General features: G+C 70.7%; 18 protein-coding genes. 9 read left to right on the top strand and 9 right to left on the bottom strand.

Translation table 11 applies throughout. The features are described 5' to 3' along the window. Positions 1 to 4: 4 nt before the first annotated feature. From ACTWQF_RS25670 to ACTWQF_RS25640, 7 genes are all read right to left on the bottom strand, one after another. Positions 5 to 1,204, bottom strand: coding sequence for an acyl-CoA dehydrogenase family protein (locus ACTWQF_RS25670; protein ID WP_443282038.1), 1,200 nt, complete (start codon positions 1,202 to 1,204; stop codon positions 5 to 7). After that, positions 1,197 to 1,514: a hypothetical protein gene (locus ACTWQF_RS25665; RefSeq protein ID WP_443282036.1), complete on the bottom strand. Its 318-nt coding sequence runs from the start codon at positions 1,512 to 1,514 to the stop codon at positions 1,197 to 1,199. Before ACTWQF_RS25665 ends, ACTWQF_RS25670 begins: the two co-directional genes overlap by 8 nt. Before the next feature lie 208 nt (positions 1,515 to 1,722). Continuing rightward, positions 1,723 to 3,426, bottom strand: coding sequence for an MFS transporter (locus tag ACTWQF_RS25660; RefSeq protein WP_443282035.1), 1,704 nt, complete (start codon positions 3,424 to 3,426; stop codon positions 1,723 to 1,725). Between the two features lie 76 nt (positions 3,427 to 3,502). Then, the gene (locus ACTWQF_RS25655; protein ID WP_443282034.1) at positions 3,503 to 4,735 is read right to left on the bottom strand and encodes a cytochrome P450; all 1,233 of its coding nucleotides are present in this window, start codon (positions 4,733 to 4,735) and stop codon (positions 3,503 to 3,505) included. 115 nt (positions 4,736 to 4,850) lie between these two features. After that, a complete protein-coding gene (locus ACTWQF_RS25650; protein WP_443282032.1) occupies positions 4,851 to 5,300 on the bottom strand; it encodes a VOC family protein in 450 nt (149 codons plus the stop codon). A 173-nt stretch (positions 5,301 to 5,473) separates the two neighbouring features. After that, positions 5,474 to 5,875 (bottom strand): VOC family protein, encoded by a 402-nt coding sequence (locus ACTWQF_RS25645; RefSeq protein ID WP_443282030.1) that lies wholly within the window; start codon positions 5,873 to 5,875, stop codon positions 5,474 to 5,476. A 104-nt stretch (positions 5,876 to 5,979) separates the two neighbouring features. Beyond that, entirely contained in the window at positions 5,980 to 6,666 is a 687-nt protein-coding gene (locus ACTWQF_RS25640; RefSeq protein ID WP_443282028.1) for an SDR family NAD(P)-dependent oxidoreductase, read from the bottom strand. A 164-nt stretch (positions 6,667 to 6,830) separates the two neighbouring features. On the opposite strand from ACTWQF_RS25640, the gene ACTWQF_RS25635 reads away from it, so the two are divergent. The 7 genes from ACTWQF_RS25635 to ACTWQF_RS25605 all read left to right on the top strand — a co-directional run bounded on the left by ACTWQF_RS25635 (position 6,831) and on the right by ACTWQF_RS25605 (position 16,778). After that, the gene (locus ACTWQF_RS25635; protein WP_443282027.1) at positions 6,831 to 8,486 is read left to right on the top strand and encodes a multicopper oxidase family protein; all 1,656 of its coding nucleotides are present in this window, start codon (positions 6,831 to 6,833) and stop codon (positions 8,484 to 8,486) included. A gap of 355 nt (positions 8,487 to 8,841) precedes the next feature. Next, positions 8,842 to 10,050, top strand: a complete 1,209-nt coding sequence (locus ACTWQF_RS25630; protein WP_443282025.1) for an FAD-dependent monooxygenase — start codon at positions 8,842 to 8,844, stop codon at positions 10,048 to 10,050. A gap of 219 nt (positions 10,051 to 10,269) precedes the next feature. Next, entirely contained in the window at positions 10,270 to 11,688 is a 1,419-nt protein-coding gene (locus ACTWQF_RS25625; RefSeq protein WP_443282023.1) for an NAD(P)/FAD-dependent oxidoreductase, read from the top strand. Next, entirely contained in the window at positions 11,685 to 13,223 is a 1,539-nt protein-coding gene (locus ACTWQF_RS25620; protein ID WP_443282022.1) for a peptide MFS transporter, read from the top strand. The genes ACTWQF_RS25625 and ACTWQF_RS25620 overlap by 4 nt, the downstream gene beginning before the upstream one ends. Beyond that, positions 13,220 to 14,257, top strand: coding sequence for a methyltransferase (locus ACTWQF_RS25615; protein WP_443282021.1), 1,038 nt, complete (start codon positions 13,220 to 13,222; stop codon positions 14,255 to 14,257). The genes ACTWQF_RS25620 and ACTWQF_RS25615 overlap by 4 nt, the downstream gene beginning before the upstream one ends. Before the next feature lie 27 nt (positions 14,258 to 14,284). Continuing rightward, positions 14,285 to 15,151, top strand: coding sequence for an LLM class flavin-dependent oxidoreductase (locus tag ACTWQF_RS25610; RefSeq protein WP_443282020.1), 867 nt, complete (start codon positions 14,285 to 14,287; stop codon positions 15,149 to 15,151). Between the two features lie 61 nt (positions 15,152 to 15,212). Beyond that, positions 15,213 to 16,778: an oxidoreductase gene (locus ACTWQF_RS25605; protein ID WP_443282019.1), complete on the top strand. Its 1,566-nt coding sequence runs from the start codon at positions 15,213 to 15,215 to the stop codon at positions 16,776 to 16,778. Positions 16,779 to 16,791: 13 nt separating this feature from the next. Here the strand turns inward: ACTWQF_RS25605 and ACTWQF_RS25600 are convergent, their stop codons facing one another. Both ACTWQF_RS25600 and ACTWQF_RS25595 read right to left on the bottom strand, forming a co-directional pair. Continuing rightward, positions 16,792 to 18,141 carry a cation:proton antiporter gene (locus tag ACTWQF_RS25600; protein WP_443282017.1) on the bottom strand — a complete coding sequence of 450 codons (1,350 nt, stop codon included), beginning with the start codon at positions 18,139 to 18,141 and terminating at the stop codon, positions 16,792 to 16,794. A 199-nt stretch (positions 18,142 to 18,340) separates the two neighbouring features. Further along, a complete protein-coding gene (locus ACTWQF_RS25595) occupies positions 18,341 to 18,871 on the bottom strand; it encodes a hypothetical protein (RefSeq protein ID WP_443282016.1) in 531 nt (176 codons plus the stop codon). Between the two features lie 115 nt (positions 18,872 to 18,986). Between ACTWQF_RS25595 and ACTWQF_RS25590 the strand changes: the two genes are divergently transcribed. Together ACTWQF_RS25590 and ACTWQF_RS25585 are read left to right on the top strand one after the other, a co-directional pair. Next, the gene (locus tag ACTWQF_RS25590; RefSeq protein ID WP_443282014.1) at positions 18,987 to 19,478 is read left to right on the top strand and encodes a MarR family winged helix-turn-helix transcriptional regulator; all 492 of its coding nucleotides are present in this window, start codon (positions 18,987 to 18,989) and stop codon (positions 19,476 to 19,478) included. 107 nt (positions 19,479 to 19,585) lie between these two features. Then, the coding region (locus ACTWQF_RS25585) for an NADP-dependent oxidoreductase (protein WP_443282012.1) at positions 19,586 to 20,295 on the top strand (710 nt) is incomplete at its 3' end.

The raw sequence follows: 20,295 nt of genomic DNA, 5'->3' as shown, positions 1-20,295 counted from the left end.
CCGCTCACCCCGCCCACCGGGGCTCGGCGAACAGCGGTACGTCCAGCGCCTGCTTGCCCGCCCACTCCAGGACGACATCGGTGGCGGGCGGCACCAGCAGCCCCGCGACGACGTCCCGGTACATCCGCTGCAGCGGGTCGGCGGAGGCAAGCGAGGAGCCGCCCTGCACCTGCATGGCCAGGGTCACCACCTCGTGCGCCAGCCGGGTCACGGTGAACTTCATGAGGCTCATGTCGATGTAGTGGCCCAGCGGGTCGGGAGTGTCGTGCTCGGCGTGGATCGCCGCCTCCAGATACGCCTCGGCCGTCGCCAGCCTGGTCGCCATCTCGGCCACCCGGAACTGGATGCCCGGCAGATGTGCGTTCGGCTTGCCGATCACGCTGATGACCCGCTTGCGCTGGGTGGCGACGACATGTTCCAGGGCGCCGCGTGCGATCCCGACGAAGCAGGACGCGAAGCTGCACCAGGCCCAGTGCACCCCGTTCATGAACAGCAGCGGCAGGCTGCCGCGCTCGCCGATCGACCACTTCTCGTCGACGAACAGGTTCTCGATGGCCAGCGAGTGGCTGCCGGTGGCGCGCATACCCGCCGCGTCCCACTCGGCGGTGACCCGCAGCCCGTCCTCCGGCGCCGGTTTGGGGATCAGGAAGGCCATCGGCTGCGGCAGCCCCCGGTCGTCGGTGGCGGCGGCCGACAGGAACAGATGGGTGGCACCGGGGAACCCGGTGAAGAAGCCCTTGCGGCCGTTGAGCACCCAGCCGCCGTCCACCGGCTCCGCCTTGGTGGTCGGATGCCACCAGTTGCCGCCCACGCCCGGCTCGCTGAAGCCGCCCGCGATCACGGCGCCCTCGGCGACCTGCCGGCAGGCCCGCCGGGTGCTCTCCCCGCCCAGATTGGCGATCATGGCGAGCCCGTGGACGTGCATGTTCACCGAGAACGCCGTCGAGGCGCAGGCGGCGGCCAGCACCCGCTGGGCCGCGCACAGCTCGGCCAGGCTCGCCCCGGCACCGCCGTACTCCTCCGGCACGGTCATCGCCGTGTAGCCGCTGGAGACCAGCTCGGCCAGGTTCTCGTGCGGGAAGGAGGCGTCGGCGTCGTGCGCCGCGGCCCGCTCGGCGAACCCGGGCGCCAACTCGCGTGCCAGCGCCACGAAATCGGTGCGGCCCATGCGGCCCGTCCGGCCGCTGCCGGTCCCGCTAGACACGGGGCACCTGGCGCGGACGGTCGAGCCGCACGGACTCGGAGGCGGCCAGTGACTCGGCCATCGAGCCGACGCTGTCGGACTCGGACTGGAACGTCTGGTCCAGCCAGTGCATCAGGTCGAAGTCCGGATAGGCATCCCGGACCCTGCGGCCCAGCGCCTCGAGGTTCATCGAGTCGAATCCCAGGTCCTCGGTGAGCGAGGACTCCGGTGCGATCTCCTCCGCGCGCAGGCTGGGCTTGACCGCGACCAGATGGACCCGTAACGCGTGCAGGTGGTCCGTAATGAAAGCTCCGTCGAGCACGTCGATCATCTCCAGGGATTAGGACGGTCGCGTGCCCCGGAGAATGGCCGCCCCGACTCGCACCCGGCTCAAAGAGCGCGAGGTGTCCAGGAGACCGACGCGCCGCACCGACGGCACGCTTACGCGCACGGCCGGATCCCCTGTCCTGAGACGTACGACCGGAGCCCCTGTCCTGAGATCAGGGCCGGGGCTCCGGTCGTGCGTGAGAGGCGGGCGGTCAGCTCTTGGCTTCCTCCGTCTCGCTCTCCTCGCCCCAGCTCTCGTAGCCGCGTACTTCGCGCGGCATCGTCTGGGCGAGCAGCGCGACGACGGCGAGGCCACCGACCGTGAACCACACGAAACGCCCGAAGGTGTCGGTGAACATCTCGGCGCGGCTGTCGTCGACCGCCTTGTCCACGGCCTGCTGCACCTTGGGGTCGCTGCCGGCCTTCTCGAACACCGGGCCACAGCTCCTCGGCTGCTTGTCGGGGTTCTCCTCCTCGGCGTAGTCGAGGAAGCACGGGCGCAGCTGGGCCGAGAGCTCGCGCGCCTCGGATGCCGAGGCGCCGACGGCGGTCAGCTGGGTGCGCAGCTGCTTTTCGTGCCCGTCGAAGGCGTCAGGCGCGGCGTTGGCGAGTGGCGTGAACAGCAGGACGCCCAGCAGTGCGGCCCCCGTCGCGTTGCCGAGCTGTACGGCGGCGCTCAGCGAACCGGAAGCCGCTCCCGCGTCCCGGCCCGCCACGTGCGCGCCCGCGACGGTGAAGGCCGGGCCGATGACGCCGCCCATGCCGATGCCCGCCAGGAAGAGGCCCGGGGCCAGCTCCCACCAGCTCGCGCCCGGCTCCAGGGCCAGTGCGAACCACAGCATGCCGCCGGCCATCACCACCGCGCCGGCGGTGAGCAGATGCCGCCCCAGCTTGCCGACCAGGCCGTCGGCTGCGCCGGAGGTGAGCGCTGCGCCGATCGCCCACGGCAGGAAGAGCAGTCCGGTACGCATGGCGCTGTAGCCGAGGCCGATCTGGAGGGTGAGCGAGATCGCCAGGAAGAAGCCGATCATCGTGGCGTCGAAGACGAACAGCACGATGGTCCCCGCGCTGAATCCGGGCTGCCCGAACAGCCGCAACGGCACCAGCGACGAGTCGTCCCGTCGCTCCTTGGCGCGGGCGTGCAGTGCGTAGCCGGCCATGACGACCGGCGCTGCGACCATGGCAATGATCATCCAGCTGGGCCACCCGTTGGTGCGTCCCTGCACCAGCGGGTACAGCAGGAGCAGCAGGCTCGCACTGACCAGGACGACTCCGAGGATGTCCATCCGCAGCGGGAAGTCCGACTTCGTCTCCGGCACCAGCATGGAGGCGGCGAACAGCGCCGCGATCCCGATCGGCACGTTGACGAGGAAGACCGCACGCCAGCCGAGTCCCAGCACGTCGTACGCGACGAACACGCCGCCCAGCAGCGGCCCCGCCACCGCGGCCAGCCCGGTCACTGCGCCGTAGGCGCCGCTGGCGCCCCCGCGCTCGCTCGCCGGGAAGATCGCGTAGACCGTCGCCATGATCTGCGGCACCATCAGCGCCGAGGCGATGCCCTGCACCGCACGCGCGGCCACCAGCGTCTCGACATTGGGCGCGATGCCGCACACCAGCGAGGAGACCGTGAACAAGCCGATGCCCAGCAGGAAGATCCGCTTACGGCCGTAGCCGTCCCCCATCCGGCCGCCGGTGATCAGCCCCAGACCGAACGCCAGGGTGTAGGCCGTCACCACCCACTGGGATGCCGCGTAGCCGGCGTCCAGGTCACTGCGGATGTCGGGTAAGGCGATGTTGACGATCGTGACGTCCAGCAGGTCCATGAAGGCCGCGGCGAGCAGCACCCCGAGCGCCAGCCAGCGCTTGGGGTACGGCCCGGCCGCCGGGGTCACCGAGTTGTCCGCTGTGGTGGTCATGTCTCCAACTCCACTGTCGGTGCTATGAGGTTGTGGGCGGTCGGGGGTATCGAGGCGGCGGCTTGCGCGGGGCCCGTCACCAGGCGACGGGCAGCTCGTCCAGACCGCGGATCAGTGACCCCGTACGCCAGGTGAGATCCTCCTCGGGTACCGCCAGCCGCAGGCCGGGGAAGCGGCCGAGGAGCGTACCGAGCGCGATGTGCAGTTCCATCCTGGCGAGTTGGGCGCCCAGACAGAAGTGGGCGCCGTGCCCCATCGCCAAGTGGTGGTTGGGCTCCCGGTGGAAGTCCAGCTCGTCGGGGTGGTCGAAGGCGGCCGGGTCACGGTTGGCGGCACCCAGGTCCACGATCACCGCCTCGCCCGCGGCGACCGGCACCCCGTGCAGCACCGTGTCCTCGGTCACCAGGCTCGCGAACGCCGAGCCCGCGCCGGTGGGCACGTACCGCAGCAGCTCCTCGACGGCCCTGGGCCACAGCTCGGGGTGCTCGCGCAGCTCCTGCGCGCGTGCGGGGTTGCCCAGCAGGACGTAGGTGAAGTTGGTGATCTGGTTGAGGGTGGTCTCGTGGCCCCCGATGAGCAGCGCCACCCCCAGCCACACCAGTTCCTGCTCGGTCAGCTTGTCGTCGTCGTCCCGTGCGGTCACCAGCGCACCGAGCAGATCGTCGGTGGGGTTGGCGCGGCGGTCGGCGACCAGTTGGGCGAAGTAGCCGAAGAAGTTGCCCATGGCGGCCTTGACCTCGTCCGAGTCGAAGGCCGTGGTGCCCATGATCCCCTCGGTGAAGGCGCGGAAGTGCTTCTCGTCCTCGACGGGTACGCCCATCACCTCGCAGATCACCCGCACCGGCAGCGGCACCGCCAGGTGCCGCACCAGATCGGCGGGCGCGCCGTGCGCCACCATGCCGTCCAGCAGTTCGTCGACGGCCTTCTGGATGCGCGGGCGCATGGCCTCCACCCGGCGCGCGGTGAACGCCTTGCTGACCAGCCGGCGCAGCCGGGAGTGCTCCGGCGGGTCGAGCGTCATGATCGTCCCGGCGGGCGGGGGTTCCGGCAGCAGCCGGGGTATCGCCGGGTTCTCCGCCGCTGCCGCGCGGCTGACGGCGGGCGAGGACATCACCTCGCGCACCGCCTCGTAGCCGGTCGCCAGCCAGGCGCTGCCGCCGTGCGGCATCGTCACCCGGGTGAGGGGGGCCTCGGCGAGCAGCCTCGCGTAGCCGGGGTGCAGATCGAGGCGCGTGGGCTCGCCCAACGGGTAGTCGAGGGGCGGTGGTTCCTGCTGCGGTGCCGGCGGCTGCGGACCTGTCGTGGTCACACCTGGCTCCCTTCGAAGGCTGTTCGTCCATGCGGAGGTCGCAGCGATGTGACCGGACGCACCGGCCAGGGTCCCAGCCGCGCCTCGAGTCCGGCTCGAGCGCGGCAGGACCTGTTCATGCGCCGCTCCACCCGAAGTCGTGGTTGCTGTGCGTCGTGATCTGCACGTAGTTGCCCTCGGGGTCGGTCACATACGCGTGCCGGTCCCCCCAGGGCTGGTCGCGGGGCTCCAGTGCCACCGGAGCGCCCGCCTCGCGGAGCGCGCCGACGGTCTTGTCGACATCCTCGACGATGACGGTGATGTCGAAGCGGTGGCCGGACGTGGTGCCGATGTCGTCCAGTCCGGTGGATGCGCGTACGGCCGTCTCGTCGGCCAGGGTCAGATGGAACGCGCTCCACTTGAGCGTGATGAAGACCGGCTCCTCCTTGGTGGGGAACCGGTACGTCTCCACGAAACCGATGGTCCGGTAGAAGGCGGCCATCGCCTCGATGTCCCCGGTGAAGAGGGTGGGCTGGCCGGCCCGGATGTCGTTGTCGGCGACGGCCGCGGTGTCGTCCCCTGGCACGTTGGATACCTCCTGCGGGTTCGCTGTTGGCCGGAGCGGGTGGGTCGCGGCCGTCGACGAACCGCCGGACCCTCCCCGTTGTGGCTGAGCTCCCCCAGCCTTCGGCCGGGAGTTGCCCCCAGTTGCGGCGGAAATGGGCTTGCGTTTCCGCCGCAACGACCTTGCTCGGCTTGTCAGTTGCTCGGCGGCGGGGGCTGGACCTCCGGGGTGCGCTCGCCGATGTTGAAGAGGGTGCCCAGCGGGTCCTTGAAGTCCGCCGACAGGCCCCAGTGCTCCTCGGTGATGTCGTTTGCGATCTCGACCCCGCGCGACCGCAGCTCGGCGACGGTCTTGTGGATGTCATCGCAGTAGAACGCCGTGTGCGAGCGCTGTCCTGCCGTGCTGGGCATGCCCTCGGGACGCTGCGCCAGGATGAGGATGGCCCGCTTGTCCGGCGTCACCACCTCGACCCACCCCGCACCCGGGCATTCCTCGGAGTCCAGGTGGAGCCCGAAGCCCATGGTCTCGGTCCAGAACTCCTTCGCTTTCTGCTGGTCGTCGACGAAGATGAAGATCTTGTTCACGCCGTTGATCACTGGGAGTACCTCCGCAGGGCTGTGATGGGCTGTCGTCCCCAGGAGTAGCCAGCGGTCCTCGAAGATGTCTGGGGACGTGGTCGGGGCCTCCGCCGCCGGCGCGGCTACCAGCCGATGACGGTGTCCCGCCGCAGGAAGACCCCGGACGGCCCGTCGTCGGGCAGGGTGGCCGCGCGCACGATGTGTTCGGCGGCCTCCAGCGGTGACTGCTGCGCCTCAGGCCGCATCCGGGTACGGACCAGACCCGGGTTGATCGCGTTCACCAGTACGCCGCTGCCCTCCGTCTCCCGGGCGAGCAGCACGGTCAGTGCGTTGAGGGACGCCTTGGAGACGGAGTAGGCGGGGCACGGGCCGGGGAGGCCGAGAGTGAACGAGGCGGTGCCGCTGGAGACGTTGACGACCCGCCCCCATCCCCCGCGCACCATGTCCGGCACGAACGCCTGCGCCATCCGCCAGGCGCCCAGCAGATTGACCTCGAGCGTGCGGTGGACCAGCGCCAGGTCGATCCCGGTCGGCTGCTCGTCCCAGTCGAGCTGCACCCCGGCGTTGTTGACCAGGATGTCGACCCCGCCCACCGTGGCGTGCAGCTTGGCCACCGCCTCGGCGTCGGTGACGTCCAGCTCGGCACCGGACGCCGTCTCGCCCAGCCGCTCGGCGGCGGACCGCGCTTCGTCGCCGTCCCGCGCCGCGACGATCACGCGGTGCCCGCGCTCGTGCAGCAGCGTGGCGACCGCGTATCCGATGCCGCGATTGCCGCCGGTGACCAGAGCAGTCCTGGAGACGTCCGCCATGGGATCGCCCTTTCGGTGTTGTCGTCCGGTGTTGTCTCGTACGCGGACCCCGCGCGGACCGCGGCGGCAGCATGCCGCGTCCCGGTGGAGCCGTGCTCGACTGAGGGGGCGTCAAGCGCCCGGAACACCAGCGAAATTCGAGCGCGCTTCGGCATGCTGGAGCGATGACCAGTTCGCCGCACAGCGCCACCAACGACCCCGCCGGCGCCGACCAGCCCGACGCCGGTAAGCATGCCGACTCCGCGGCCGGGCCGCCCGCCCGTACTCGCGGGAAGGTCGTACGCCGCCGCATCCTGATCGGCGCCGGCTCGCTGCTGGGCCTGGGCGCGCTGACCGGAGGCGCGTACGGCATCAACTTCGCGATGGTCTACCGCGACCGCAAGCTCTCCAACCTCGGCGAGCTGGACTTCCGTAATCGCCTGGCCATTCCCCGGCTGCTGGAGCCCGAGAAGGACAGCCGCGGCAGACGGCACTTTTCCCTCAAGGCACGCGCCGGCACCAGCACCCTCGTATCCGGCAAGAAGACGCCGACATGGGGCATCAACGGAGCTTTCCTCGGGCCGACGCTGCGTGCCCGGCGCGGCGACACGGTCTCGGTCACGTTCAGCAACGGGCTGCCGGAGACCACCACCCTGCACTGGCACGGTATGCATCTGCCCGCCGAGATGGACGGCGGCCCGCACCAGGCCGTCGCCCCCGGCGATGAGTGGCGGCCCAGCTGGCGCATCGACCAGCCCGCGGCGACGCTCTGGTATCACCCGCACCCGCACGGCAAGACCGCCGACCACGCCACGCGCGGCATCGCGGGACTGTTCCTGATCGAGGACGAGCACTCCCAGGACGCGGGCCTCCCGCACACCTATGGCGTGGACGATGTGCCGCTGATCCTCCAGGACCGCGCCCTCAACGATGACGGCTCGCTGTCGTTGAAGGGCGTCTCTTTCATGGAGGAGCTGGCCGGAGCGGGCTCCTCCGGTGTCCTCGGCGACACGATCTTCGTCAACGGCACCCACAACCCGCACTTCGGCGTCGCCACCCGGCTGCTGCGGTTACGCGTACTGAACGGGTCCAACGCCCGCGTCTACAACCTCGGCTTCACCGACGGCCGACCCTTCCACCTCGTCGCCCAGGAGAGCGGCCTGGTGCCCGCGCCGGTCCGGATGCGCCGCCTCCAGCTCTCTCCCGCCGAACGCGCCGAGATCGTGGTGCCCTTCGAACCGGGCGACAAGGTGGTGCTGCGCAGCTACGCGCCGGACCTCGGCGTGGGTTTCCCCAGCAGTCGGGTGGACGGCGGCGAGGACACCTTCGACCTGCTCCAGTTCCGCGCCGCGAAGAAGCTGCGCGGCTCCGGCGAGTTGCCCGGCAAGTTGTCCGGAGCCCCCGAGCCGATCACGGCACCCGACTCGGCGCGCACCCGGAACTTCCAGCTGTCCGGCTTCCAGATCAACGGGCGGACCATGGACATGAACCGTATCGACCAGGTCTCACCGGCGCGGGCAGTCGAGCTGTGGGACGTGGAGGCCATCGACGGGTCGCCGCACTCCTTCCATGTGCACGGCACCAGCTTCAGTGTCGTCTCGTACGACGGCGGGGCCGTCCCCGAGCGGCTGCGTGGTCTCAAGGACACCGTCTATCTGCCGCAGCAGAAGACGCTACGGCTCGCCGTGCCGATGCCCGAGCACACGGATCCGGCTACGCCGTACATGTTCCATTGCCACATCCTCAAGCATGAGGACCAGGGGATGATGGGCCAGTTCACCGTCGTCAAGCCCGGAACGGAGCGCTCCGCGCCGCGGCGCGTTCCTGGGGGCCATCACTAGGGAGGGCTTGCCCGGCGAATTTTGCGGCGCCCCTCCTTTGTGCGGATAGGGGGTGCCCCTGCCCCTCGCTTGCGGGGTGCGGGTTTGCTGTGGCTGGTCGCGCAGTTCCCCGCGCCCCCTCGGGGCGCAACTCCTGCTGTGAAGCTTGGGCAGTCTGCGCCCTGGGGGTACCCCCTGCTCGAAGAGCTTGGGGGAGCAGGGTGGGCAAGCGCAGCCCCCGATGCCGGGTACGCAAGCTCCGCGGGGCAAGCCCTTGCCGCCTCCGGCCGTTCGAGTCGTCCGCAAGGGGGCTTTCCTACCCTCGCCGCACTGTGGCAGAAGGGCTGCCCGGTCTTGATGAGAGGCGAGGACGAGCATGGGTAACCCACAAGCGCCAGGGCCGGAGCGGCAGCGTAGGGCGCTGCTCATCGGCTGCGGGATCGCCGGCCCCGTGCTGGCTCTCTTCCTCCAGCGGATCGGCGTCGAGGCCGTCATCCACGAGGCGAGCGAGGTACCACGCGACGACGTGGGCGCCTTCCTCAACCTCGCCCCGAACGGGCTGGCCGTGCTGGAAACCCTCGGCATCAGGGAGAACGTCGAGCGGTACGGATCGCCGACCACCAGCACGGCCTTCCTCAACCACCGCGGCAAGCAGCTCGGGGAGAACCCGGCCGAGACACTGCTCCTCAAGCGCGGCCTGCTCAACAAGGGGCTGCGCGAAGCCGCCGTCGAGCGCGGAATCAGCATCGAGTTCGGGAAGTTCTTCGAGAGCGTCACCGAGACCGGTGACGGCGTCACCGTACGCTTCCGCGACGGCACCACCGCCGAGGGCGACTTCATGGTCGGCTGCGACGGCATCCACTCCAGAACGCGGTACTCGGTGCTGCCCGACGCGCCCAAGCCGACGTACACGGGCGTCATCGGCACCGCCGGCTACACCCGCTCCCGGTACGGCGCGCCCGAGGACGGCACGATGCGGATGTCGTTCTGCCTCGACGGGTTTTTCGGCCACCAGACCACGCCCGGCGGGGAGATCTACTGGTTCGAGAACTACCACCAGGCCCGCGAGCCCGAGCGCGGCGAGATCGAGGCCGTCACCCACGAGGAGTGGCAGCGGCGGCTGCTGGCCAAGCACCGCAAGGACCACTTCCCGGTGCCGCAGCTCATCGAGGACACCCCGGCCGGCATCCTCGGCTACCCCATCTACGACATGCCGTCCCTTCGCACCTGGCACAAGGGGCGGGTCTGCCTGGTCGGTGACGCGGCGCACGCGACCTCGCCGCACGTCGGGCAGGGGGCCTCCATGGCGATGGAGGACGCAATCGTGCTCGCCAAGTGTCTGCGGGACCTGTCCGATACCGAAGGCGCCTTCGCCGCGTTCCAGGGCATCCGCAAGGGGCGTGTCGAGAAGATCATCAAAGAGGGCCGCAAGACCGGCAACCAGAAGGCCGCCACCAACGGCTTCCAGCGCGCCGTGCGCGACCTGGTACTGCCCTTCTTCCTCAAGCTCGGCGTCAAAGCGACCGAGCCCGTCTACTCCTACCGCGTCCCGTGGGACGAGCCGGTGACGGCCGCCCGCGTCTGAGTACCGCCACCGGCCAAAGGGGCGCGCCCGATTCACCGGGCGCGCCCTCTTGCGTGCGGGGTGGGCCGGCTTGCGCGCGGGGTCGGCCGGCTCAGTGTGCGTGTCGGCCGGGGTTTCGAGGCCGTCTCCACCGCCGCTCCGGCACCGCGGCGCACCGTGCCGGGGAGGGTCCGAGCCTCAGACCGACCTGTCCAGGACCCCGGAGGAATGGAGAAGTTCATGCGTGGTTCCACCCAGATCCTCGTCATCGGGGGCGGGCCTGCCGGGTCCACGGCGGCCGGACTGCTGGCGAAGCAGGGCTTCGAGGTCACCCTGCTGGAGCGTGACCGGTTTCCCCGTTACCACATCGGCGAGTCGATCCTCCCCTCGTGCCGGCCGATCCTGGAACTGCTCGGCGTCTGGAACAAGGTGGAGTCCCACGGCTTCCAGCCCAAGGGCGGCGCCTACTTCTTCTGGGGACCGGAGGAGTGGGAGGTCAAGTTCGACAACCTGGGCGAGGACGGCACCAATGCCTGGCAGGTCGTCCGCTCCGAGTTCGACGAACTGCTGCTGCGGCACGCCGAGTCGCTGGGCGTCGAGGTCGTGGAGAACATCACCGTCAAGGAGCTGGAGTTCGACGGCGAGCGTCCCGTCGCGGCCCAGTGGGCCAGCACCAAGGACCCGTCCGAGAGCGGACGCATCACCTTCGACTACGTCGTCGACGCCTCCGGGCGCGGCGGCGTGATGGCGGCCCGGCACGTGAAGAACCGCCAGTACCACGAGATCTTCCGCAACGTGGCGGCCTGGTCGTACTGGAAGAACGTCAAGCCGCTCGACCGCGGACCCGAGGGGGCCATCGCAGTCTGCTCGGCGCCCGACGGCTGGTTCTGGGTGATCCCGCTGCACGACGGCACCACCAGCATCGGCCTGGTCACCGGCCGGGACATCTTCAACGAGAAGCGCAACCGGCTCGGCGGCATCCAGGAGGTCTACGACCAGGTGCTGGCCGAGTGCCCCGCAGTCACCAAGCTGCTGGGCGGCGCCGAACAGGTCAGCGGGATGAAGGTGGAGCAGGATTACTCCTACACCGCGGAGAACTTCGGCCGCCCCGGCTATCTGATGTGCGGAGACGCCGCCTGCTTCCTCGACCCGCTGCTGTCCACCGGCGTCCATCTGGCCACCTACAGCGCCATGCTGGCCAGCGCGGCACTGGGCAGCGTCATCCGCGGCGAGGTCGAGGAAGAGGAAGCCTGGCACTTCTTCAACACCGTCTACCAGCACGCCTACGAGCGGCTTCTGGTGCTGGTCTCGGTCTTCTACGAGAGCTACCGCGGCAAGGAGCACCACTTCTACAACGCCCAGAAACTCACCTCCTCGCAGCGCGAGAACCTCAACCTCCAGGACGCCTTCGACCGCATCATCACCGGCATCGCCGACATGGAGGACGCGCAGGACGTCTACGCGAGCGTGCACGCCCACCTCAACGGCGCGGAGAGCGGTGACCCCAACCCGCTCGCCAACCTCAACAAGGTGCACGAGCAGAAGCAGGCCCCCATGAGCGAGCAGAACGCCGTCGGCGGGCTGTACCTCTCCTTCCGCCCGTATCTGCATCTGGCGCGGGCGACGGGAGCCGAGGCCGAGGGAGGTCCCGCGGCATGACGGCCGAACACACTGCCGACCCCGGAGAGACCGCACCCGGCAAGGAGAGCGCGTCCGCCTCGCTGCGCCCCTGGCCCAACTGGTTCCGCACCCTGTTCCTGAGCGATCTGTGGGAGCGCTTCGGCTTCTTCGGCATGCAGGCGATCCTCGTCCTGTTCGCCGTGGCGCCCCGCGACGAGGGCGGGCTGGGACTCGCCAAGGCGGACGCCGCCGCGCTGTTCGGCGCCTGGATCGGGCTCGCCTTCATGCTGTGCCTGCCCGGTGGCTGGATCGCCGACCGGCTGCTGGGCCCCCGCCGCACGCTGCTGCTCGGTGCCGCCATCACCACCGCGGGCCACTTCGCGCTGGCCACGCCGCTGCTGTGGCTCACCCCGCTCGCGCTTGTGCTGCTCGCCGTCGGAATGGGCCTGTACAAGCCCAACCACCAGGCACTGCTCAACCTGATGTTCAAAGACAACGGGCGCCGCGAGGCGGGCATCTCGCTGATCTACGTGGGCATCCAGGTCAGCGCGCTCACCTCGCCGCTGATCGCCGGGTTCCTCGGCGAACGCGTCGACTGGCGGCTCGGCTTCGCCGTCTCGGGCACCGCCATGCTCATCGGCACCGTCCAGGTCGCCCTGGCCCGGCCGCAGTTCCAGGGCGTGGGCGAGCGGCCGGGCAGGCCGCTGGACGCGGAGACGGCGCGCCGCGTCAAACGCCGCGCCGGGACCGTCACGGGCATTCTCGTACTGCTGCTGGGCGGCATGGCGGCGGCCGGCGGGCTCACCGCGGGCAGCGGCATCGCGCTGGTCGGCATGGTCACCATCGTCGCGCCCGTCATCGCCTACACGGTGCTCTACCGCAGCCGCGAGCTGGGCCCCGGCGACCGCAGGCGGCTGCGCTCGTTCCTGTGGATCTTCCTGGGCTCGACGCTGTTCTGGTCACTGATCGCCCAGGACGGCTCGTCCCTCACCCTGTTCGCCAAGCACTCCACCGACCGCGATGTGCTCGGCTTCGAAGTCCCGGTCAGCTGGCTCCAGTCGGCCACCCCGCTGTTCATCCTCGTCCTGGCGCCGGTCTTCGCCTGGCTGCTGCTCAAGCACGGCGGCGGACGCGCGGGTGTCCCGGCGAAGTTCTCCGCCGGGCTGCTGCTGACCGGCGTCAGCTTCCTCGTCATGGCGCTGGCCGCAGGGCTGGCCTCCGGCGACGACAAGGTCTCACCGATATGGCTGCTGGTGGTCTATCTGATGCACGCCTGCGGTGAACTCATCGTCGCTGCCGTGGGCATCGCCGCCGTCGCCGATGTGCTGCCGCGCCGCTTCATCGCGCACATGCTCGGGCTGCTGTGGCTGTTCGCCGCTCTCGGCGGCGGCGCGGGCAGCGGCCTCGTCCGGCTGATCGATGTCATCCCCGAGGCGCTGTACTACCTGCTGCTCGCCGTCCTGGCGCTGGCAGTCGGCGGCACGCTCGCACTGCGCCGGCACACCGTGGCTCGCGGGCTGGCCCCGGAGGACGCCGCGCCGCCCGTGACCGTCAAGGAAGGTGACCCGCTATGACCTCCCTCTCCCAGGTTCCGGAATCCACCACCCTCGACTCGCCGGAAGCCTCGGCCCTCGCCCAGCTGGGGCTGGGCTTCGCCGCCTCCAAGCTGCTGCTCAGCGCACTCGAACTGGGCGTGTTCACCGCGCTGGACGAGACCGCGGACGGTACCGCGGAGGCCGAGGAACTGCGCGCCGCGCTGGGCCTGCACCCGCGGGCCGCCTCCGACTTCTTCGACGCGCTGACCGCCGTCGGACTGCTGGAGCGGCAGTACGGCCGCTACCGCAACAGCGAGGCGGCCCGTCGTCATCTGGTGCGCGGCCCCGCCTATCAGGGCGGCTTCCTGGAGGGCGCCAACTTCGTGCTCTACCCGGCCTGGGGCCGGCTCACCGAAGCGCTGCGCACCGGACAACCGCAGGCCGAGGGCGACTTCGAGGCCATGCTCAGCGACCCGCAAGCGCGCCGGATGTTCCTGGCCATGCAGGACTCGCTCAGCCAGCCGCTGATCCCGCATCTGCTGGACGCGCTCGACTGGTCCGGGTACACCACCCTCACCGACGTGGGCGGAGCCCGCGGCAACCTCGCCGCGCGCATCGTGCGGGAGCGCCCCGGGCTGACGGCAACCGTCTTCGACCGCCCGCAGAACGCCGAACCCTGCGCCGAGCACGTCCAGGATCTGGGGGTGCCCGAAAGCGTCACCTTCTCAGGCGGTGACTTTTTCACCGACCCGCTGCCGCCGGCCGATGTCGTCGTCATCGGCCACGTCCTCGCGGACTTCTCCCGCGACGAGCGTCGCACGCTGATCGAGAAGGCGTACGCGGCCGTCCACGACGGCGGCGCGCTGCTCGTCTACGACCCCATGAACGGCGACAAGCCCGAACTGGCCTCGCTGATCGCCAGCCTCCACATGCTCGTGATGACCCCGGCAGGTGCCGGATACCACCCGGACCACTGCACGGGCTGGATGGAGCAGGCCGGATTCACCGAGGTGACCGGCCATCCGCTGCCACTGGGCAACACCCTGCTGGTCGCCCGCAAACCGGCGGCATGAAGCCCTGACTCGGTAAGGAGACCGACTGTGGAGATCGGAGTGGGCCTGCCCACCACCGTGCCCGACGTCGACGGGCGGCGGCTCGTCCGATGGGCGGCCCGCGCCGAGGAGCACGGCTTCTCGACGCTGGGCGTACTCGACCGGCTCGTCTACGACAGCTACGAACCCCTCACCGCGCTCACGGCGGCTGCGGCCGTGACGGAACGCATCCGCCTCGCGACGACGATCCTGCTGGCGGCCTACCGCCCCGGCACCCCGCTGCTGGCCAAGCAGCTCGCCACCCTGCACGAGATCTCCGGCGGCCGGCTGGTGGTCGGCGCGGCGGCGGGCGGCAGGGAGGACGACTTCCGGGCCACGGGCGCCACATACGGGGACCGTGGCCGCCGCCTGGACGCCATCCTGACCGAGCTGCGGGCTGTGTGGGACGGCAAGGAGACGGCAACCGGCGTCGCGGGCATCGGCCCCCGCCCCGGTGGGCCCGGCCCCGAACTGATCGTCGGCGGCCACACCCCCGCCGCCATGCGGCGCGCAGCCCGCCATGCGAGCGGCTGGATCGCGGGCGGCAGCTCCGCCACGGCCTACGCCGATCTGGCACAGCAGGCCCGCGCCGCCTGGCGCACCGAGGGCCGCACCGACACCCCGCGCCTGGTCGCCCTCGTCTACGCCTGCCTGGGCCCGAACGCCCGCGAAACCGCCGAGCGCTATCTGCGCGCCTACTACGCCTTCATCGGCCCCAAGGCCGAAATGGCCGCCAAGGCCGTCATCACCGACGCGGACTCGCTCCGCGAGACGGCCACGGCCTACGAGGCGGCAGGCTGCGACGAGTTGTTGGTCTTCCCCTGCACCGCCGCCACCAGCCAGCTGGACCTCTTGGCGGAGGCCGCTCTGCACTGAGGCGCCGCCCCACGGACGGCGCCGCCCGTCATGCACCAAAGGAGATCACTACTCTGCATGAGTGCTTTCCTACGACGAGTTGACTTCACCTGAGCGTGAGCTGTGGGACGCGTTCCCCGAGGGGCGGCGGGTGGACCTGCGTATGGGGATCCCGGAGGAGGACCGGGTCGCCGACGGCGGACGGTGGGGACCCGAGCGGACGGTGCGGGCGGCGGTGGTCGCCGCGTTGCTGCTGGGCGCGAACACCGGGCGGCCTGGTGCGGTGGCGCGGCTGAGGCTCACCGGGGCACGGATCTCCGGAGGCTTGGATCTGGCCGGCGCGGAGATCGCCCATGCTCTCTGGCTGGAGGCATGCTGGTTCGAGGAAGCGGTGAATCTCCTCGGCGCGTCGACGCAGACCCTCGTGTTCACGGGCAGCCGGATACCCGGCATCGAGGCCGATTCGGCCCGTATCGAGGGCAATTTCTCCCTGCGGCACGCCGTGGTGGAGGGCGGAGCGCCCACACCCTTCAACCGTCTGAGCACCGCCCTGTCGCTGACCGACGCCCGGGTGAACGGTGGACTGCTTCTCAACGGGGCCGAGTTGATCGCACCCGACGGGTGGGCCCTGTCGGCCGGTGGCCTGGCCATGGAAGGGGGCGTCTTCTGCCGGAACGGGTTCGTCGCGAAGGGGGAAGTCCGGCTGATGGGGGCGCAGTTGCCGGGCACTCTGGTCATGCGGGGCGCCCGGCTGGAAGGACCCGGCCCACGCGGCGTGGCCCTCACCCTCGACAATGCCATGGCCTCGTCGCTCAAGTTCTCCGAGGGATTCACCGCGAACGGCACGGTACGGCTGCGCGGCGCCCAGGTCGCGGACAACGTGACCTTCGACGGAGCCGTCCTGAACGGCCCGCCCACCGAGGACGGGAACGCCCCGGCTCTGGTCGCCATGCACCTGCAAGCCGTCGACCTCGATCTCGCCCTCGCCCGACCCCCGTCCGGCACCCTCGACCTGCGGGGCGCCCAGGTGTCGTACCTCCACGAGAACGAGCACAGCTGGCCGGAGAGGGTGGAGCTGGACGGCTTCGTCTACGGCTCCATCAAGACGGCGGACGCGAACGACGAGCGCCATGAGGCCGTGGGTGACCGGGAGTCCGTGGCCCGACGCGTGGCATGGATACGCAGCAGCCCGGGCTACAACCCACAGCCGTACGAGCAGTTGGCGGCCTGGTACCGCAAGGCCGGGCACGACGACGACGCCCGCCGCGTCCTCCTCGCCAAGCAGCGCCACCGGCGCCGCACCCTGTCCCCGGCAGCCCGTGCATGGGGCCATCTCCTCGACGTGACCGTCGGGTACGGCTACCGTCCCTGGCTGGCCGGCGTCTGGCTCCTCGCGCTGATCCTGCTGGGCACGCTGTCCTTCAGCACTGACGACCCCAACCCGGTCAAACAAGGCGAAGGCGCCCCGTTCCAGCCCCTCGTCTACACGCTGGACCTCTTGATCCCCATCGGGGGGCTGGGTCAGCGCACGACCTGGTACTGGTCGAACGACAGCCTCCAGTGGCTGGCCTATCTGCTGATCGCCTTCGGCTGGGTACTGACGACCGCCGTCATCGCGGGTGTCACCCGCACCTTGCAGAAGAACTAGCGGCAAGGGCTCGTCACGTCCGGTACTCCCCGCGAGAGGGCCGGCTCTTGCGGGTGGCGGGGATCCCGGCGCTGTGCGCGGTCTCGATGCTCTCCGCGGGGAACGAGAAGTCCCCCAGAGCCGCCGGGCCTCCGCGGCGGCGGCCCAGCAGCGACAGCAGCGGACCGGCCATGGCGGTGGTCACCAGGGCCATGACGACCATCAGGGCGTACAACTCCGGGCCGATGACGCCCAGTTGAAGCCCAACGGTCAGAATGACCAGCTCCGTCAGTCCGCGGGTGTTCATCAGCGCGGCCAGCACCCCGCTCTGCACGCGGGGTACCCGGTTGAGGCGGGCGCCCGCATAGGCGCCGGCGAACTTGCCGGTGATCGCGGTCAGCAGGATCAGCCCGAGCTCACCCAGTTCCCGGGTACCCGTGCGGGAGAGGTCGACCTGGAGACCGGCGACGACGAAGAAGGCGGGCAGCAGCAACAGCCGGGTCACGTACTCGAGCCGGTCGGTGATCTGGAGCCGCAGCCGGCGCGAGGGGTCGCGGGGCATCACCGCACCGAACAGGAAGGCGCCGAAGACGAAGTGGGCGCCCATCCACGCGGTGGCCAGGGACGAGAGCAGCAGCCCTCCCAGCACCACGATCAGCTGGTCCGCGGTCACATGCTCACGCGCCCACCCCGCCCAGCCGGCCCGCGTCCCGGGCCCGCGCCGCCCCTCGAACAGCCGCCGCAGACAGGGCCGTACGACGAGCAGCATCACCGCGAGGTACACCGGAGCCAGCAGCATCCGCCACTGGCCGCCGCCGCCCGCGATGGTGACGACGACGGCCAGCAGCGACCAGGCGAGGATGTCGTCGAGTGCGGCACTGGCCAGCGCGATGCCGCCGACCCGGGTGCGGCCGAGCCCGCTGTCGGCCAGGATGCGGGCCAGTACGGGGAACGCGGTGACCGCCATGGCGGCGCCGAGGAACAGCACAAAAGCCGTCCGGCTGCTGGTGGCGTGCTGATCGGCGAGGTACAGCGCGAGCAGCCCGCCGAGGGCCAGTGGCGCCAGTACGGAGCACAGGGACACGCTCACCGCGACGCGTTCCTTGCCGCGGAGCCGGGCCAGGTCGAGCTCGTAGCCGACCACGAACATGAACAGCACCAGGCCGAGGTCGGCCAGCGCGCCGAGCATCGGCCGGATGTCGGTGGGGAAGAGATGCCGGGCCAGCGCGCCGTCGAACAGGGTGGGCCCGACGAGCACCCCGGCGAGCAGCTCGCCCACCACGGGCGGCTGTCCGATCCTGCGCGCTGCGGCGCCCAGCAGCCGGCTGAGCGCCAGTATGGCGGCGAGTCCGATGAAGAAGGACTGGACCTGCTCCGGAGTCATGAGTGCGCCCCCTGCGCGGTGCCGAACGGTGCCGGGCCGTCCCGGCCGGTGCCGAGCGCCGCGGCCGACCGGCCACCACGCCATGACCGACCGACCGGCCAGTATGCCGTGACCGACCGCGCGGCCGTTACGCCGTGACCGGGAAGGACCGGCGCCGGACGGCGAAGGTAAGGGGGTGCACTCGACGGGGCGTCGAGGCTCAGCGGGACGGGCTCGCGGCCGCCTTGCGGTGCTGCTCCGCTTCCGGGTGCTCGTACACCCGGCCGGGGTCGGGGAGTACCGGCCAGGTGCCGTCCCGGTGTGCGGTGCGGCAGTCGTCGATGAACTCGCGGGAGAACATCACGCTCAGCGTCGCGACGCCGCCGCGTGCGACGCGGATCTCGCCGCGCTGGAGCGTGCCGGTCAGCCGGACGACGCGGCCGTGGTGCGGGACGTGCCGCTCGCGGTCCTTGATCTTGCAGCGGCCGACCAGGGTCAGCTCCCGCTCGTCGAGAACGGCGTCCTCGGGGAGCAGCAGCTTGAGTGTGCTCCGCTCGCTCAGCAGCCGCAGCTCGATGTCGCCCTCGGGGAGTTCCGCCGAGCGCAGGTCGAGGTGGACGGAGGAGCGGCGGGTACGGAGGTCGATCGTCCGGCTCCGCGTCCAGTGGCCCAGTCGTTTCACACTGGTGTAGAAGGCTTCGACCCGTTCGGTGTGGAGGTCCGGCGTGTGCTCTGTGTGCTGGTTGCTCATCGCAGCGTTCCTTCCAGGAACCCGGGCAACAACCCGATAGTGGATGCGTACCTTGCGAACCGGCTATCTTGGTAATCAAGCTAGTTGCCTTTATTTTGAGAGTCGAGATACTTGTATGTCAAGCGAAGAGGTTTCTCCGCCGCAGGAGTCGAAGGAAACCGAGCTGCGCCGGCAGCTCGGCGAGGAGGTTCGCGCCCTGCAGAGCGCGACCGACGCCGTGGACGCCGCCACCGCAGACCGGCTCGGCATCAACCGCACCGACCTGCACTGCCTCGACGTCCTCACCCAGCGCGAGAGCGCCACCCCCAGCCAGTTGGGCGCCGCGCTCGGCCTGACGACCGGCAGTGTCACCGCGATGCTCGACCGGCTGGCCCGGCTCGGCTATCTGACCCGCGAGCCGGACCCGCACGACCGCCGCAAGTCCGTCGTCCGCGCCACCGAGCAGATCCAGCGCGGTGCCGACGACCTCTACGGCCCCCTCGCGGAGGAAGGCGCCGCGCTGCTGGAGCGCTACTCGCTGCCCGAACTGGAGCTTCTCCTGGACTTCGCCCGGCGCAGCCGCGAGATCCAGGAGCGGCACGTGAAGCGGGTACGGGACGAGAGATGAGGGTGAGCTGCGGGCCAGGGTTGCGCGGCGAGCATGGGAGGGTGCGCGCCGGGAACGCGGGGTGCGGAGCCTGACGCCCCATCGCGCACAGAAAGCAGGTGTTCGCCATGCCCGAGGCCATCGCCTTCGCCGCCTACGGCGGTCCCGAGGTGCTCCAGCCCACCGGCATCGACATCCCGGAGCCCGATCCCGACCAGGTGCGCGTCGCCGTCCGGGCCGCGGGTGTCAATCCGCTGGACTGGAAGCTCCGCAGCGGCGCCCTGGCCGCCGTCATGCCCGTCTCGCTGCCGCACATCCCCGGGCTGGAGTTCGCGGGCACCGTCGACGCGGTGGGCGACGGCGTCAGCGGTCTGGAGCCCGGCGACGAGGTCTTCGGCCGCGCGCAGTCCGCCTACGCCACGCTCCTCGTCGCCGACACCGCCCTGCTGCGCATGCGGCCGGACGAACTGGACGTTCACCGCGCCGCAGGGCTGCCCGTCGCCGCGGAGGCCGCCTACCGCGCGCTGGAAGAACTGCACGTCGCGGCGGGGGAGACGGTGCTCGTCCACGGCGCGGGCGGCGCCGTCGGCAACCTCGCCGTCCAGTTCGCGGTGGCGCGCGGCGCCCACGTCGTCGGTACGGCCGCCGAGCGGGTGCACCGGCGGCTGGCCGATCTGGGGGCAACCCCCGTCACCTACGGAGTGGGCTGGGCGGAACGGGTGCGCGCGGTCGCCCCGCGCGGGGTGGACGCCGTGCTGGACACCTCCGGCGCCGATGTGCTGGGTGACTCCGTCGGGCTGGCGAGTGGCGGGTCGGCGAGGGTGCTCACCCTCGCCGA

The sequence above is a fragment of the Streptomyces sp. 8N114 genome (assembly GCF_052245835.1).
In the GTDB taxonomy this organism is placed as follows: domain Bacteria; phylum Actinomycetota; class Actinomycetes; order Streptomycetales; family Streptomycetaceae; genus Streptomyces.
This window is presented reverse-complemented; position numbering and strand designations above follow the sequence as displayed.

What these genes read in the sequence shown, in the direction of transcription:
- ACTWQF_RS25665 (WP_443282036.1), bottom strand. Translation starts at nt 1,514, where the DNA reads ATGATCGACGTGCTCGACGGAGCTTTCATTACGGACCACCTGCACGCG.
- ACTWQF_RS25660 (WP_443282035.1), bottom strand. Translation starts at nt 3,426, where the DNA reads ATGACCACCACAGCGGACAACTCGGTGACCCCGGCGGCCGGGCCGTAC.
- ACTWQF_RS25640 (WP_443282028.1), bottom strand. Translation starts at nt 6,666, where the DNA reads ATGGCGGACGTCTCCAGGACTGCTCTGGTCACCGGCGGCAATCGCGGC.
- ACTWQF_RS25635 (WP_443282027.1), top strand. Translation starts at nt 6,831, where the DNA reads ATGACCAGTTCGCCGCACAGCGCCACCAACGACCCCGCCGGCGCCGAC.
- ACTWQF_RS25630 (WP_443282025.1), top strand. Translation starts at nt 8,842, where the DNA reads ATGGGTAACCCACAAGCGCCAGGGCCGGAGCGGCAGCGTAGGGCGCTG.
- ACTWQF_RS25625 (WP_443282023.1), top strand. Translation starts at nt 10,270, where the DNA reads ATGCGTGGTTCCACCCAGATCCTCGTCATCGGGGGCGGGCCTGCCGGG.
- ACTWQF_RS25620 (WP_443282022.1), top strand. Translation starts at nt 11,685, where the DNA reads ATGACGGCCGAACACACTGCCGACCCCGGAGAGACCGCACCCGGCAAG.
- ACTWQF_RS25615 (WP_443282021.1), top strand. Translation starts at nt 13,220, where the DNA reads ATGACCTCCCTCTCCCAGGTTCCGGAATCCACCACCCTCGACTCGCCG.
- ACTWQF_RS25600 (WP_443282017.1), bottom strand. Translation starts at nt 18,141, where the DNA reads ATGACTCCGGAGCAGGTCCAGTCCTTCTTCATCGGACTCGCCGCCATA.
- ACTWQF_RS25595 (WP_443282016.1), bottom strand. Translation starts at nt 18,871, where the DNA reads ATGAGCAACCAGCACACAGAGCACACGCCGGACCTCCACACCGAACGG.
- ACTWQF_RS25590 (WP_443282014.1), top strand. Translation starts at nt 18,987, where the DNA reads ATGTCAAGCGAAGAGGTTTCTCCGCCGCAGGAGTCGAAGGAAACCGAG.